This window comes from Geotalea toluenoxydans JCM 15764 (assembly GCF_001311985.1).
Taxonomy (GTDB): domain Bacteria; phylum Desulfobacterota; class Desulfuromonadia; order Geobacterales; family Geobacteraceae; genus Geotalea; species Geotalea toluenoxydans.
The window spans coordinates 40,750-55,067 of the sequence record NZ_BBCJ01000013.1 but is presented as its reverse complement, the minus strand read 5'-3'; the positions used below and the strand labels follow the sequence as shown (position 1 = coordinate 55,067).

The 14,318-nt window shown below is 51.4% G+C and carries 11 protein-coding genes, 1 tRNA gene, 1 other RNA gene and 3 pseudogenes; 11 read left to right on the top strand and 5 right to left on the bottom strand.

Annotated features, from left to right (window positions below):
• The first annotated feature begins 17 nt into the window (after window positions 1-17).
• The 8 genes and pseudogenes from ffs to JCM15764_RS10085 all read left to right on the top strand — a co-directional run bounded on the left by ffs (window position 18) and on the right by JCM15764_RS10085 (window position 8,097).
• An RNA gene (gene ffs, locus JCM15764_RS22850) (signal recognition particle sRNA small type) lies at window positions 18-116 on the top strand.
• 83 nt (window positions 117-199) lie between these two features.
• Window positions 200-1,930 (top strand): DNA polymerase III subunit gamma/tau, encoded by a 1,731-nt coding sequence (gene dnaX / locus JCM15764_RS10115; RefSeq protein ID WP_054695282.1) that lies wholly within the window; start codon window positions 200-202, stop codon window positions 1,928-1,930.
• Window positions 1,931-1,999: 69 nt separating this feature from the next.
• The gene (locus JCM15764_RS10110) at window positions 2,000-2,314 is read left to right on the top strand and encodes a YbaB/EbfC family nucleoid-associated protein (RefSeq protein WP_012645475.1); all 315 of its coding nucleotides are present in this window, start codon (window positions 2,000-2,002) and stop codon (window positions 2,312-2,314) included.
• Between the two features lie 173 nt (window positions 2,315-2,487).
• Window positions 2,488-3,080: pseudogene (gene recR / locus JCM15764_RS10105) on the top strand (recombination mediator RecR).
• Between the two features lie 59 nt (window positions 3,081-3,139).
• Window positions 3,140-6,720, top strand: a pseudogene (gene nifJ / locus JCM15764_RS10100) (pyruvate:ferredoxin (flavodoxin) oxidoreductase).
• A gap of 151 nt (window positions 6,721-6,871) precedes the next feature.
• Entirely contained in the window at window positions 6,872-7,363 is a 492-nt protein-coding gene (locus tag JCM15764_RS10095) for a roadblock/LC7 domain-containing protein (RefSeq protein ID WP_012645472.1), read from the top strand.
• Window positions 7,364-7,383: 20 nt separating this feature from the next.
• The gene (locus tag JCM15764_RS10090) at window positions 7,384-7,971 is read left to right on the top strand and encodes a GTP-binding protein (RefSeq protein WP_012645471.1); all 588 of its coding nucleotides are present in this window, start codon (window positions 7,384-7,386) and stop codon (window positions 7,969-7,971) included.
• A gap of 51 nt (window positions 7,972-8,022) precedes the next feature.
• Window positions 8,023-8,097: transfer RNA gene (locus JCM15764_RS10085), tRNA-Asn, on the top strand.
• Window positions 8,098-8,515: 418 nt separating this feature from the next.
• Here JCM15764_RS10085 and JCM15764_RS10080 read toward each other — a convergent pair.
• Genes JCM15764_RS10080 through JCM15764_RS29525 form a run of 4 tightly spaced genes read right to left on the bottom strand, consistent with a single transcriptional unit; the run spans window position 8,516 to window position 10,534 of the window.
• Entirely contained in the window at window positions 8,516-9,262 is a 747-nt protein-coding gene (locus JCM15764_RS10080; RefSeq protein ID WP_054695279.1) for a TIGR03915 family putative DNA repair protein, read from the bottom strand.
• Window positions 9,262-9,888: a radical SAM protein gene (locus JCM15764_RS29535; RefSeq protein ID WP_243688722.1), complete on the bottom strand. Its 627-nt coding sequence runs from the start codon at window positions 9,886-9,888 to the stop codon at window positions 9,262-9,264. The genes JCM15764_RS10080 and JCM15764_RS29535 overlap by 1 nt, the downstream gene beginning before the upstream one ends.
• Window positions 9,885-10,076, bottom strand: coding sequence for a hypothetical protein (locus tag JCM15764_RS29530; RefSeq protein ID WP_243688721.1), 192 nt, complete (start codon window positions 10,074-10,076; stop codon window positions 9,885-9,887). Before JCM15764_RS29530 ends, JCM15764_RS29535 begins: the two co-directional genes overlap by 4 nt.
• Window positions 10,061-10,534, bottom strand: coding sequence for a radical SAM protein (locus JCM15764_RS29525; RefSeq protein ID WP_243688720.1), 474 nt, complete (start codon window positions 10,532-10,534; stop codon window positions 10,061-10,063). The genes JCM15764_RS29530 and JCM15764_RS29525 overlap by 16 nt, the downstream gene beginning before the upstream one ends.
• A 220-nt stretch (window positions 10,535-10,754) precedes the next feature.
• On the opposite strand from JCM15764_RS29525, the gene JCM15764_RS10070 reads away from it, so the two are divergent.
• Entirely contained in the window at window positions 10,755-10,937 is a 183-nt protein-coding gene (locus JCM15764_RS10070) for a DUF4160 domain-containing protein (RefSeq protein ID WP_243688719.1), read from the top strand.
• A 15-nt stretch (window positions 10,938-10,952) separates the two neighbouring features.
• Window positions 10,953-11,489: a DUF6429 family protein gene (locus JCM15764_RS29520; protein ID WP_243688718.1), complete on the top strand. Its 537-nt coding sequence runs from the start codon at window positions 10,953-10,955 to the stop codon at window positions 11,487-11,489.
• A 53-nt stretch (window positions 11,490-11,542) separates the two neighbouring features.
• On the opposite strand, the pseudogene JCM15764_RS28155 reads toward JCM15764_RS29520, so the two are convergent.
• A pseudogene (locus tag JCM15764_RS28155) lies at window positions 11,543-13,841 on the bottom strand (N-6 DNA methylase).
• A 318-nt stretch (window positions 13,842-14,159) separates the two neighbouring features.
• Between JCM15764_RS28155 and JCM15764_RS22820 the strand changes: the two are divergent.
• On the top strand, window positions 14,160-14,312 hold the full coding sequence (locus tag JCM15764_RS22820) for a hypothetical protein (RefSeq protein WP_243688717.1): 153 nt from the start codon (window positions 14,160-14,162) through the stop codon (window positions 14,310-14,312).
• Window positions 14,313-14,318 lie beyond the last annotated feature (6 nt).

The following is a 14,318-nucleotide window of genomic DNA, read 5'->3' as shown; positions in this document are numbered from 1 at the left end:
TTGCGGGCACAACTGATAGCTGGGCCCCTCGCAACGGAAGGTTATGAACCCCGTCAGGTCCGGAAGGAAGCAGCGGCAGTAACTCAACCCGTGTGCCGCGGGATCGCCCAGCTATCAGTTGTGTCCGCAATTCCCCCGATTGTGCCCCTCCCACAAACCATTAACCCTAACCGTGACCAGCGCAAAGAGGTTAACCCTTTTGTCATATCTCGTTTTGGCACGAAAATGGCGACCCCAGACCTTCAGTGACTTGATCGGCCAGGAACATGTCAGCCGTACCCTGCAGAATGCCATCGACACCGGCAGGATCGCCCATGCCTTTCTTTTTACCGGCGCCAGGGGAGTCGGCAAGACCAGTTCTGCCCGGATACTGGCAAAGGCCCTAAACTGCGAACATGGTCTGACCACTGAACCCTGCAACAACTGCCCTTCCTGCACCGAAATCACCGACGGCAATTCTGTCGATGTTTTTGAAATCGACGGTGCATCCAATACCGGCGTTGACGACATCCGCGAGTTGCGCGACAATGTCAAGTACCTCCCGTCGAAAAGCCGCTACAAGATATTTATCATCGACGAAGTGCACATGCTTACCAACAACGCCTTCAACGCCTTGTTGAAGACGCTGGAGGAACCCCCGGCCCATGTGAAATTCATCTTCGCCACCACCGAACCACACAAGCTACCGATCACCATCCTGTCCCGCTGTCAGCGCTTCGATTTCAAGCGGATTCCCCTGCAGAAAATAGTTGACCGCCTGCGGTACATCGTTGACCAGGAAAAGGTTTCCATAAGCAACGACGCCCTGGCCATTGTTGCTCGCAAGGGTGATGGCAGCATGCGTGACTCACTCTCCACCCTTGACCAGGTGCTTGCATTCTGTGGCGAGAACGTCGCCGACGATGATGTGGCGAGCCTGCTTGGCGTAGTCGACCGCCGCCTTCTCCTTCAAGCCTCTCAGGCAGTGTTTTCCCGGGACAACAAATCAGTGCTTGAGATAGTCAAGCAGGTGGATTCCTTCGGCTACAGCATGCGCCAGTTCTGCCAGGAGCTTCTCGACCACTTCCGAAACCTGGCCATCCTGCGAGCCATTGACAATGCATCGGATATCCTGGATCTTTCCGAAACTGAATGCGGCGAACTGAAAAGCCTTGCTGCAACGGTTGCCACAGCCGATCTGCAACGCCACTTGACCATTCTCCTCAAGGCCGAAAACGAAATGGCCCACTCCAACTTTGCCAGATTGGTCCTGGAAATGGCCCTGCTGAAAATGGCTGCACTGGCCCCAGTCATTCCGGTAAATGAAATCCTTGATCGCCTCAAGGCGTTGGAGTCCGGCGCCCCCTTGCCATCAGTCGCATCTTCCTCTCCGGTGTGGGAAAAGTCCCGACCAGTTGCGGCACCACAAAATGCCACCACCAAAACCCCTTCACCACCGCAAAAGATAGAAGAGTGTCAGCCCAAGCGAGAACCATTAGAAGCAGCTACACAATCTGCACCAGCGGCTGACGAAACCGCAGCACCGCACACCGATTCAACCTGGCCCGGATTTGTCACCTTTGTCAAAGGCAAGAAACCGGTTCTTGCCACTTTTCTTGAAGTTGGCCGACCAATCACTGTTTCCGGAAAGCTTGTGGAAGTAGGATATGCCGAGGGGTCATTCGAGCTGAGCAAAATGCAGGATGCAGATTCCATGGAAGACCTGAAAACCCTGTCCCATGCATTTTTCAGCTCTCAGCCCACCATCAGATTTAAATCACTCGCCGGAGAAACCGTCGGCGCCCCACCATCCCTGCAGGAAAAAAAAAGCCTTGAGGAAACCAAACGGAAGCAGCAATTAAAAGAGAAGGCCCTGGCACACCCGGCAATAAATGCTGCTCTGGAAGTTTTCGGCGGCCAAGTCAACGAGGTATCTGAGCTGAATAAATAACTTTGTTTTAGTTTGAACAAAAACCAGTTTATTGTTAATAAAAAATATCACCAACAACGGGAGGTAAACATGTCAAAAGGTTTAGCGTCAATCATGAAGCAGGCGCAGATGATGCAGCAGAAAATGGGAAAACTGCAGGAGGAAGCTTCCCAAAAAACAGTGGAAGCCACTGCCGGTGGCGGTGCCGTTACTGCGGTTGTTAACGGGAAAAACCAACTGCTTGCCCTTACCATAAAAAAAGAGGCGGTTGATCCGGAAGATGTCGAAATGCTTCAGGATCTAGTCGTGGCAGCGGTAAACGAAGCACTGACGAAAGTTCAATCGGAGATGGCCGAACAGATGAGCAAAATCACCGGCGGCATAAATATACCCGGTCTTTTTTAATTGTTGTTTTCCGTTGAATCAGGTCCGTTTTCCGCCGCTTGTGGGAACCGGGAACGGACCTTCTCCCTACCTTTACAATCTCTGTCATTTCAGCTAGTTAAGTACTTTTTTATTCACGGTAAACCCTTTTCATTCACATTAAAATAAAAAGTTGTTTTAATTCCGAGAATTCTATGATACATTTTTCCAGATCGCTAACGAGGCTACTCGGGGAACTGAAAAACTGCCGGGCGTTGGAGACAAAACAGCCTTACGGCTTGCCTTTCACCTCCTCAAATCACCGGATAATTTGACTGCTCTGGCTGAAAGCCTGCTTGAGGTCAAGGCATGCGTTCGATTCTGTTCTGTGTGCTTCGGCATCACTGAAGACGATCCCTGCCATCTCTGCACTACCGAAAGGGACGGCACCACCATCTGTGTTGTTGAAGAACCGCAGGACATTCTGGCCATGGAACGCTCCCATGCTTTCAAGGGTCGTTATCACGTTTTGCACGGAGCGCTGTCTCCCCTGAACGGCATCACCCCCGGCGATCTGAAGATCGCAGAACTCATGCAACGTCTGGAAAACAGCGCGATCCGGGAAGTGCTCATTGCCACCAACTTCACCGTGGAAGGGGAGGCAACGGCGCTTTATCTTACCAGACTTATAAAACCCTTATCCATAAGGGTTACTCGCCTTGCCCACGGCATACCGCTGGGCAGCGACCTTGAATTTATTGATGCAGCTACCGTTCAGCGGGCTGTCGAAGGACGCTCCGAATTATGAATAACTCAGCTTCACGAATAGATAAGTATAAGTAACAATAAAAAATCGGGAGGAACAGTATGAGTCGCAGAATGGTTACAATCGACGGCAATACCGCGGCAGCCCACGTTGCCCATGCCACTAACGAGGTTATTGCCATTTACCCCATTACACCATCATCGGTAATGGGCGAAATCTCCGACGAGAAAAGCGCCAACGGCGAAAAGAATATCTGGGGCACCGTGCCGCTGGTCACCGAGATGCAGTCGGAAGGCGGAGCTTCCGGTGCGGTTCATGGCGCCTTGCAGGCCGGTGCTCTTACCACCACCTTCACCGCCAGCCAAGGCCTCCTGCTGATGATCCCCAACATGTTCAAGATCGCCGGTGAGCTTACTTCCACGGTCTTCCATGTTTCTGCCCGCGCCATTGCCGCACAGGCCCTGTCGATCTTCGGCGATCATTCAGACGTCATGGCGTGCCGCTCGACCGGCTGGGCAATGCTCTGCTCCAACAATGTCCAGGAGGTCATGGACTTCGCCCTGATCGCCCAGGCTGCAACCCTGCGCGCCAGAGTTCCTTTCGTCCACTTTTTCGACGGTTTCCGGACCTCCCATGAAGTGCAGAAGGTGGAAGAACTCACTTTTGATGACATGCGGGCCATGATCAACGACGACCTAGTGCTCGCCCACCGTGCACGGGCATTGTCCCCTGACCATCCGGTCATGCGCGGTTCTGCCCAGAACCCGGACGTCTATTTCCAGGGACGCGAATCTGTCAATAAATACTACGAGCCGACCATCAGCATCGTTCAGGAAGAGATGGACAAGTTCGCCAAGATTGCCGGCAGACAGTATAAGTTGGTTGAGTATGTGGGAGCTGCTGATGCAGAGCGTGTTATCGTTGTTATGGGCTCAGCCGCTGAGACAATCCACGAAACCGTTGAAACCCTTGTCGCTAAAGGCGAAAAAGTAGGCCTCCTCAAGATTCGCCTCTTCAGGCCTTTCCCTACCGATGCCTTTGTCGCTGCCATTCCGGCAAGCGTGAAAAAGATAGCCGTTCTCGACCGCACCAAGGAGCCTGGCTCACTGGGCGAGCCCCTTTATCTGGACATACGCACCGCCATTGGCGAAGCAATGGCTGAAAAGAAAACTTCTTTCACCCAATACCCTGTCATTGTTGGCGGCCGGTACGGTCTCGGCTCAAAGGAATTCACCCCGGCAATGGCTAAGTCGGTCTTTGACAACCTGAAAGAGGACAAACCGAAAAGCAACTTTGTTACCGGCATCAAGGAAGATGTCTGCAACACCAGCCTTAACTTCGACCCCAGCTTTGGCAATGCAGCTGCCGGCACCTATTCCGCCATGTTCTATGGCCTCGGCTCTGACGGCACCGTCGGTGCCAACAAGAACTCCATCAAGATCATCGGTGAAAAGACCGACAACAACGTTCAGGCATATTTTGTTTACGACTCCAAAAAAGCCGGCAGCGTCACGACCTCCCATCTCCGCTTCGGCAAGAATATCATTCGCTCGCCGTACCTCATTGATCGTGCCGATTTTATCGCCTGTCACAACTTCACCTTCCTGGAAAAATACGACATGCTCTCCAAGGCCAAGGAAGGCTCCACATTCCTCCTCTGCTCCCCCTTCGACAAGGATCAGGTCTGGGATAAAATACCTGTCGAGGTGCAGCAGCAGATCATAGACAAGAAGCTTAAATTCTATGTTATCAACGCCATCAAGCTTGGCGAAGAGCTTGGCCTAGGTGCACGCATCAACGTCATCATGCAGACCGCCTTCTTCAAGATATCCTCGATCATCCCGCTGGAAATAGCCCTTGACGCCATCAAGGACGCCATCAAGAAGAGTTATGGCAAGGCTGGTGAAAAAGTCGTCGACATGAACAACAAAGCTGTCGACGCTGCCCTGGAAAACGTCTTCCAGGTAACTGTCCCGGCGACCGCCTCCAGCCAATTGAAGAAGCCCCCCGTTGTCGGCAGTCACGCCCCTGCATTTGTTCAGGACGTAACAGCCGAGATCATCGCCGGTCGTGGCGACGATCTGCCAGTATCGGCAATGCCATCGGATGGCACTTTCCCCACTGCCACATCACAGTACGAAAAGCGCAATATTGCCGTCGATATTCCCGTGTGGGATGAATCTCTCTGCATCCAGTGCGGCATCTGCTCCTTCGTCTGTCCCCATGCCACCATCCGTATGAAGGCCTATGACCCTTCGCTCCTCGGCAAGGCACCTAAAACCTTCAAGTCTGTTGATGCCAAAGGGGCCGAGTTTGCCGGCAAAAAGTTCACTCTTCAGGTGGCCCCAGAGGATTGTACCGGCTGTGCTGCCTGTGTTCACAACTGCCCGGCAAAGAGCAAGGAAAACCCCAATCACAAGGCCATCAATATGCAGTTCCAGCCGCCCCTCCGCGAAGCCGAGGCAGAAAATTACGATTTCTTCCTCTCGCTTCCCGAAACTGAGGCCAAACTGGTCAAGCGTGAAACCCTGAAAGGAAGCCAGCTGATCAGGCCTCTTTTTGAATACTCCGGGGCCTGTGCCGGCTGCGGCGAGACACCTTACTTGAAATTAATGTCCCAGCTTTTCGGCGACAGGGCATTGATTGCCAATGCCACAGGCTGTACCTCCATCTATGGCGGGAACCTGCCTACGACCCCATGGGCAAAGCGTGCCGATGGCCGTGGCCCTGCCTGGTCAAACTCCCTGTTCGAAGATAACGCCGAATTTGGCTTCGGCATGAGGCTCACCGTCGATAAATTCACAGAAGCAGCTACAGAACTGCTTGATGAGCTTATGAACTGCGGCTGCAAGTCATGCGCATCACTCGTCGGCACAATGAAAGAGATCCGGAACGCAGATCAATCCACACAGGAAGGGATTGAAGCCCAGCGCGAGCGCGTTGCAACCCTGAAGAAAGGGTTGGAAACCTGCACAGAGCCTGCTGCCAAACGTCTTATTTCGCTGGCTGACTATCTCGTGAAGAAATCGGTGTGGATCGTCGGTGGCGACGGTTGGGCCTATGACATCGGTTACGGCGGCCTTGACCACGTCATCGCCTCGGGTAAAAACGTCAATCTGTTGGTTCTGGACACTGAGGTTTACTCCAATACAGGCGGGCAGGCCTCCAAATCGACACCTCTTGGGGCTGTTGCCCAGTTTGCCGCCGGCGGCAAGGCAATGCCCAAGAAAGATCTGGCCATGATCGCCATGGCCTACGGCAACGTCTATGTGGCTAAGGTGGCACTCAGTAACCCTGCCAGGTTGTTAAGGCATTCATTGAAGCAGAAGCATATGACGGACCTTCTTTGATCATCGCCTATGCCCACTGCATTGCCCACGGCATCGACATGACCACCGCGGTGGATGAGCAGAAAAACGCAGTTGCATCCGGCCACTGGCCGCTGATTCGGTACAATCCGGAACTGGCTGCTGAGGGCAAAAATCCACTACAGCTTGACAGCAAGGCACCCACCATCTCCTTTGAACAGTACGCCTATGGTGAAAACCGTTATCGGGTTTTGAAAAAGAGTAATCCCGAAGCTGCAGCCGCTTTGATGAAGCAGGCAACCCAATGGACTTCCAGGCGCTTTGAACTTTATGAGAAAATGGCTGCAATGTCATATGCCGCAGACAAAAAGTAACAGGTCATTTTTTGCGAAAAAAGCTCCGGCACTTAAGCCGGAGCTTTTTTTGTGCACGTGCCTTATACCCATTAAAGCTTGAAAGTATCTTTCAATTCTGTTATATAAAATGCGCTGTAATAAAATCCTCCTACAGCACAAGGAGTGTTACATGTCGAATCCTCAGATGGTTATGTACGATGAGGAATTCAAACAGATAAATGCTGTCATTGAAAAGCTTTTAAAGGAAGCCAACAGCAAGGTTATCTTTCTTGTGGATAAAAACGGTCAGCTCATCACAGGTGTAGGTGAGACGGAACGATTCGACACCACTTCACTGGCCTCGCTTACAGCCGGCAATATTGCCGCCACCGGTGGACTTGCCAAGCTGATCGGTGAAAAAGAATTCTCCATTCTTTTCCATGAAGGCGAAAAAGATAACCTGCACATCTCCATCGTCGGTGGCAGGGTTATTCTTGTCGTTCTCTTCGACAACAGATCATCACTGGGTCTGGTCCGTCTGCGTGTTAAAAAAGCCTCTGAAGAATTGACAACCATCTTCGGTCGATTGATGCAGAAAGCTGAAGAAAAGGAAAAAAGCGGCGAAACGGATTTTCCCTTTGCAGAAATTACCGACGACGATATAGATAACCTGTTCAGCTAACAGACTTGGGGTAACGCCAGATGTCCTTCATCAATTATGCATCCCGCGAAATAAACTGTAAGATTGTTTATTACGGACCAGGGCTCTGCGGTAAAACAACCAATCTGCAATTCGTCTACCAGAAGACAGCCGCTGATGCTAAAGGGAAAATGATCAGCCTTGCCACTGAGACCGAACGTACTCTGTTTTTCGATTTTCTTCCCCTTGCACTGGGCGAGATCAGAGGTTTCAAGACACGTTTCCACCTGTACACGGTTCCCGGTCAGGTTTTTTATGATGCATCCAGAAAGCTCATTCTGAAAGGGGTTGACGGCGTTGTGTTTGTCGCCGATTCCCAGGAAGAGAGGATGGAAGCAAATATCGAATCCGTGGAAAACCTGCGCATTAACCTGACCGAGCAGGGCTATGATCTGGATAAGATTCCCTACGTTGTTCAGTACAATAAGCGAGACCTGCCCAACGTTGTCAGCATTGAAGAGCTTCGCAAAGAGCTGAATCCTACCAACGTGCCTGATTTCGAAGCATGCGCTACTACCGGTGAAGGGGTATTTGAAACTCTCAAAGCAGTTGCCAAACTGATTCTTGTGGACCTGAAAAAGGGCAAATAAAAATAGCTTGACAGCAGCAGCTGTTTCAAATATAAATACGACTTCCTTTATTCCCCAATAGCTCAGTCGGTAGAGCGGTGGCTGTTAACCACCATGTCCCTGGTTCGAGTCCGGGTTGGGGAGCCAAAAACACAAGGGTTTAGCTCAAAAAGCTAAGCCCTTTTTTTGTGGCATCTTTCTCTACGTGGTCTGTGGCGTGGTCTCTAGGAGTCTGTCGGACTTAGAATGAATCGGCTGCGAAAATGGCAAATCGGTCCGGATCTCCGTAAATTTTCGACAAATAGGTCCACTATTCGCTCTCAAATTTCCAGATATCCGTCCTCGATTTTCCATTCTCTCGCTTCGATCCCTAAGTCCAACAGGCTCCTAGCACATTGGTAATGGATGGAACATCTTGGAGTTATCCTGTCGTCACAACACAGGTAAGGGAGGAGGAATTAAATGCACACGCAGTATCTCGGCTTCGCTTCTTAAAGCCTATGGTAGCCTCCTACCCACCTGATTACATCGCTGGTACCGCCCCTCGGCAGGGGAATGCCATGCTTTACCGAAACTCCACCAGCCATGGCCGCACCTTGAGCGGTACCTTCCCCTGCTGCATCGCGAGATTCTCCCGCTCCCCAATGGCCAGCACTGCGAAATAGCTGCGCCAAAGCCTCTGGAACGTTTCCTCCGCTGGGGTCAGCTCCGGATCACCTTCGGTCGTCATAGGAAGCAGCAGCCAGCGCCGCCACGTGCAGTCGTAGACGATTCCTTCCCCGTGGCGCACGTCGTGGATAACCCAGTGCTGGTCACGGAAGCGATCGGCAAAGTGGCAGGCGATAAGGGATAGAACGCGGTGGTCGGGCTTCAGGGAGGCATAATAGTAGCCACTGGTCGTTTCCTGGAAGCGGACGAAGCCCAGGTAGCGATGGGCTTCCCGTCCCACCTGCTGCGCCAGCTTCCAGAGAGGCGTCACATGTGGATGGGCCAGCATGGCGCATGCCCGTCCCCCTTCTCGCCAGACCAGCAGCATGAAGCGGCAGATCATCAGCTCCCGCCCGGAATGATCGGCGTACCAGGCCCGGCGCAGCTGTCCCAGGGAGACTGGCGGCAGTCGGCGGGTGAGTTCAACCCAGAACCGCTCCGCCAGCTCCTGATCGGTAGCCACCAAAACGGGTGCGGCAAAAAGATCCTCCTGCTGCGGCGGCTCTACACCGATGGTGCGGGGTTCTATCCCCCGGGGAACGATGTCGGCCAGCAAGGTCAGCAGCCCAGCATCGCTGCCATCATAGCAGTAGTCACTCCCCATTATAATTCGCCGCCGATGACGCTGACCACGGCTTCCGTCTCTGCTGCTTCGGGAAATGCCAGCGAGAGCTGGCCATGGTCCCGTTTCGCCGGAGCCGCCATGAGCCGACTGCGAAGCATGGCGCTCTCCAGGGAACAGTCGCCGGCGTAGCGCCCCCGGGCGGTGAGGAAATAGCGGGCACGCTTCATTACCACCCCCAGCAGGGAAAGATCGTCCAGGCAAAGGCTCCCCTGCCGTCGGGCAGCGACGATCCGTTGCGCCGAACGGACCCCGATCCCCGGTACCCGGAGCAACACCCCATACTCCGCCCGATTGACCTCAACCGGAAACAGCTCCCGGTGACGGAGCGCCCACCCGGTTTTGGGGTCAAGATCACTCTCCAGGTTGGGACACCGCTCGTCCAGCAGTTCATGGGCACTGAAGCCGTAATAGCGGAGCAGCCAGTCGGCCTGATAGAGACGGTGCTCTCGCCGCAGCGGCGACAGGGTGCGGGCGGGGAGCCGCCGATCGTCATTCACCGGGATGTAGGCCGAATAGTAGACCCGTTTCAGGTCCATCTTCCCGTAAAGCTGCTCCGACAGGGTGACGATTTGCCAGTCGCTCTCGCCGCTGGCCCCGACGATCAACTGGGTGCTCTGGCCGGCGGGGCAAATCGTGATACTTTGCGCGATTTCTTGCGCTCCGCCCGGTTGGTGACGATGAGACTGCTGACCTGGCGCATGGTTCCACCACCGCCTCCCGGCTCTTGTCCGCGCCAGCAGGGCCAAGCTCTCCCGGGTCGCAGCTCAAGGTTGACGCTCACCCGGTCGGCCACCAACCGGCCTGCTGCACCAGAAGCGGATCTGCGCCGGGGACCAGTTTCAGGTGAATGTAACCGTTGAAGCGATACGTCTCCCGCAGGGTCCGCACCGCCGCGATGAGCAGTTCCATGGTCCGGTCAGGCGACCCGACAACGCCGCTGCTGAGAAAGAGCCCCTCGATATAGTTGCGCCGGTAGAAGCCGATGGTCAGTTCCGCCACCTCTGCCGGTGTCAGGCCGGTACGGGGGATATCGTTACTCCGCCTGTTGACGCAGTAAGCGCAGTCATAGATGCAGCAGTTAGTCATGAGGATCTTCAATAGAGAGACACAGCGGCCGTCAGCGGTCCAGGAATGGCAGATGCCGCAGGAAGCGGCATTGCCGATGCCGTCCCGGTTGCGGCGATGACTGCCGCTGGAAGCGCAGGAAACATCGTACTTTGCCCCCTCGGCAAGCGTCTTCAGTTTGTCCATCAAATCAATAGTTGCTGCATGGCAGTCCCCCGCAGCTTTTTAGGCATAGCCTAGCAGAGATGTGCGCCACAATATGTCGCAGGTCCGGCAAGGAAGATAAAATCCTTATATTCAAGCCCCTCTCTTCCCTCCCTGTCCGGGCAATCCGGGCAGAGGTTTTCTCTTGTTATGTCGGGGCTTTTTCTGTAATCTGACGACCGCATTTTCTCAGGGAGGGGTGATGAGTCCGACGGTGTTCAGAGAGAGCGGTTTTCGGTTCTATTTCTTCTCCCGCGAAGAGTCCTGGATGCACATCCATGTCCATAGTGAAAAGGGCGAGGCCAAGTTCTGGATCGAGCCGCAGATCGAGCTGGCGCAAAATTACGGTTTGTCGGATACGGAGCTGAATCTTGTAGGGAGTTGATAGGGGAGCACGAAAATGAGATACAAAACTCATGGCAGCGGCACTTCAGCAGTTGAAGTCACCAACGTCTCCGTACATGGCCTCTGGCTCCTGCTCAATGAACAGGAAGTCTTTCTTCCATTCGACAAGTTTCCGTGGTTTCAGGATGCGCCGATTGGCAAGGTTGTCCATGTGGAACTCCCTTCAGCGCAGCACCTGTACTGGCCGGAGCTGGATGTCGATCTGGAAGTGGAGAGCATCCTGCACCCAGAACAGTATCCACTGGTGAGCAGGGTGCACGAGGCAGGGGATGAATACGCTTCTCACAGGCGCACTGCGGAATTGGATGAACAAAAGATCGACGAGTGCGTGCTCGCTCTGCTCCAGTTGACGCTGCATGACGGGGTGCGGGCTTGGAAGGGGCTTGATTTCCAGGTGATGAACCGGCTGTTCGAGAAGGGGTATATACTCGACCCGAGGAGCAACACCAAATCCGTTGTCCTTACCGAGGAAGGACTGGCGCGGTCGAAGGAACTTTTTAAGGAATTGTTTCGAAGAAAAGCAATTAAGTGAGATGTCCCCGGATTTACCCCGAGCGCCCTTGAGGGGCGCGCAAAGTCAGAAAACTACTCAGTAGACCAGAGGGATTCAACTGTATTTTTGAGAGCGTTTTTTTTATCAACTAGGAGTTGCTTCGCTTTGACTAAATTTTCATGATGCTCGATTATTTTCTTCATCACATTTTTAGGAGGAAGCGGGATTTGAATTTCAAGAAAAACATCATCAGGAATACTGCGCCGCCTATCGACGGCACCTTGCATTTTTGACCTGTAAACTTCTCTCATGTAGTCAGAACGCAAAATCATTTCTAGAACTCTGACATCAATATCACTCCGTTTAAGTTTCCAGATTTTATAAGCAGGACTAACGGCAGCAAAATCGTATTTTGTCTGAAAACCAAGTACCCCCTCATCTATCGGGAAACCAACAACCAAATCATTTAAGGCAACTTTCCGGTAATTGGAAATATCCTTGCTTGCGATTCGTTTTTTGAATTTTTCAGCTTGGTCTATTAAACCATCCACCATTGTAATAGACATTACTGGCGTATCTTGTTCATCACCAACCCTTATTGAGCCTGAAGGCTCAAATAAATCATTAAGTCTCAAAAAAGAAGAGTCGGGAGTATTTTGACTTGAAGATTCAATATAATGACCAGCAGAGAGGATGTATTTATTCGACTTTATGGAAGAAATACCAATGCGTGAAACACCGATTGACAACAAATATTTTTCCTTTTGTTTCTCTAAATCCCTTTCAGACAAAACAATTTCAAGGTCATTGCCCCCTTCAATCCTTTCGCGCCTTTTATCAAGCGTGTAACCGTCATTCTGTACGTTGAAATACCAGAAATGTTTGACCTGTGAAGTATAGTGACAATCTGTAAAAAACAGAATGTCAGCTTTTGCCCTGTTGTAAGGCTCAAAGGCACCACGTGGCAACGAAATAACACTTTGCAAGTTTGAATTATCAATAAGGTATTTTCTTATAGATTCATAGTTTTGGTTTGTGTTTACAAGCACGCCTTCCGGCGCAATCATAGCCATTCTGCCGCCCTGTTTTACCGCTCTAAAGCAGTGTTGTGGGCCTATATGGTCGCCACTTCTTGACGGTATAGTATACTTATTGCCGTATCTGGTTTTTGCGCGAAGGGGAAATTAGTAATTACTACATCAAATTCATTATCTATCGGGTTTTCAAAGCTATCTGCGCGTTTAATGTTGCTGTGACCGTCACCAGCAAGAATCATATTCATTTTTGCTACGCTTGCGGTTTTTGTTAACTCCGTCCCAAAAAGAGTTTCTTTCCTCAACCGACGAAGATTTAATTCAGTATGAGACATAGAATCCAAGATATGCTTAAAAGCGACAATCAACATCCCCCCGTACCACAAAAGGGGTCATACACCTTTTCACCGATCTTGGGATTGAGGAGTTTCACCATTGTTTTAACTACATGCCGTGGAGTAAATATTTCCCCTAAATCAGAAGGATTACTTGCACTGTAAGACCGGATAAAATATTCAAAAGCATCGCCCTTTATATCTGCATGGGTGTCACTGAGTTGAAGATGGTCAAGAGATTTGATGATTGCTTTTAAATTATCAGGGTGTTTAATCTGCAAAGGCTGAAAAATAGAAGAGTCGTCGTATTCTTTACTGAATCCTTTTATGACGGTATCACTCACATATTTTAAAAGCATATCGCCTTTCATTTCCCTGAACGTCTCCCACCGGTACGCCTTATTCACCAGTGCAGGCTCTCCGTTTTCCTCTTTGATCGCCTCTAACTCGCTCAATACTTTAAGAAAAAGAATATTTGCAAACTCGCTGAATCTCTCAATGCCCTTTTGTAAACCTTCCTCACGGAGTAAATCATTCACGCCACTAAAAATAGAAATCAGCTCACCCCTTGATTTTATAACTCGCTTGTCAAGCGTGCTGACCTCGTTGTTTTCCAAAAATCGTAACGCCAAGGACTCTTTTATAAGATCGTCGATTTCTTCATCATTGAGCAGAAGAGGCTTGTTATATTTTATGTGTAGGGTTTTAGTAAAAACACCATCAGTTGCAAAGACAATCGGAGCCTGTATTTTTCTGGCATAGCCTTCACCCTGCACAAGGGCATCGTGAATGTTTGCACCCCGTTTTTTTACCTCAATGACCGCTATCGGATCATTTGAACCTCTGGGGTAAAGCGTATAATCGGGACGAGTCCCTTCAAGTTTCTTTTTCTGCTCCGACGTTTTTACTCCCTGTTTCCAGACAGTTCTATTATTATCGCTCGGGTGGTCATTCCAAGCTAAGTTCTTGAGTTTATAGTCAATTATGGTTTCAGAATCCCGCTCAATATTTTTTATAGACATTTTTCCTCCTTTATGCAGAAAGTTTTGCTACCGTACTAAATTCCAATAGCAAAAGCTACGAAAAAAACGATAATAATAACAGATAAGTCAAAGAGAATGAAATGTATAATCGGGTAGCCGGGGGTCTTAGCCCCACGGCCACTACCCGCTGAAAAACATTGGCCGGCCCCCACCTTCAGAACGCTGCCTCTCCAGCCCGCCCCCTGCGCGTCCATCGAAAAAACCCCTTGAGCATTCCCCATCCTGTGGGAAACTTTTCATATGCGTCTTGGTACTGGCAAGCAGGATCACTTCCCGACCAGCAGAGGAGAGCCAATTATGGGACTCTTGAAAAGATTCGGCGAGAGGTACCGGAAGCGGAGAAAGGAAGCGATTCCCTCTGTCAACTGCGAGGTGTGCAGGGAAAGGCTGGACATGGACAGGGAAAGCGGCGAGGAGCATTGTCCGGTCTGTGAGAACCCGGAGCAGTAACGAGTG

Excerpts from the sequence above, each read along its gene's own strand:
- JCM15764_RS10110 (WP_012645475.1), top strand. The coding sequence starts at position 2,000 with ATGTCAAAAGGTTTAGCGTCAATCATGAAGCAGGCGCAGATGATGCAG.
- JCM15764_RS29525 (WP_243688720.1), bottom strand. The coding sequence starts at position 10,534 with ATGGACAAACTGAAGACGCTTGCCGAGGGGGCAAAGTACGATGTTTCC.
- JCM15764_RS10080 (WP_054695279.1), bottom strand. The coding sequence starts at position 9,262 with ATGGGGAGTGACTACTGCTATGATGGCAGCGATGCTGGGCTGCTGACC.
- JCM15764_RS29520 (WP_243688718.1), top strand. The coding sequence starts at position 10,953 with ATGAGATACAAAACTCATGGCAGCGGCACTTCAGCAGTTGAAGTCACC.
- JCM15764_RS10070 (WP_243688719.1), top strand. The coding sequence starts at position 10,755 with ATGAGTCCGACGGTGTTCAGAGAGAGCGGTTTTCGGTTCTATTTCTTC.
- JCM15764_RS10090 (WP_012645471.1), top strand. The coding sequence starts at position 7,384 with ATGTCCTTCATCAATTATGCATCCCGCGAAATAAACTGTAAGATTGTT.
- JCM15764_RS22820 (WP_243688717.1), top strand. The coding sequence starts at position 14,160 with ATGGGACTCTTGAAAAGATTCGGCGAGAGGTACCGGAAGCGGAGAAAG.
- JCM15764_RS10095 (WP_012645472.1), top strand. The coding sequence starts at position 6,872 with ATGTCGAATCCTCAGATGGTTATGTACGATGAGGAATTCAAACAGATA.